Here is a 239-nt window from a genome sequence, read left to right on the forward strand (position 1 = left end):
TGAAGGATCATCATGATAGCTGTTGATTTTCTCAAGACCTACGCGATTAAGATCGCGCTTGTCCTGATAGTGTTCGTGGCAGGTGCCGCACTTGGCTACAAGCTGGGTTATGACTCTGCGTGGTCAACTCAGCAGGCCACCATCAACAAAATGGCCAAGGCCGAGAATGATCGCCGCGACAGCGATAATTCGCGGCTCAACAACGCGGAGCAAGCAGCACCGAAGCTAACTCAGCAGGC

The 239-nt window shown here is 53.1% G+C and carries 1 protein-coding gene; it reads left to right on the forward strand.

The genetic code is table 11. The features are described 5' to 3' along the window. Positions 1-12 precede the first annotated feature (12 nt). The coding region (locus AC1RPT_RS08240; protein ID WP_481763064.1) for a hypothetical protein at positions 13-239 on the forward strand (227 nt) is incomplete at its 3' end.

This window comes from Dellaglioa sp. CoH-56-MRSF-11, assembly GCF_056782135.1.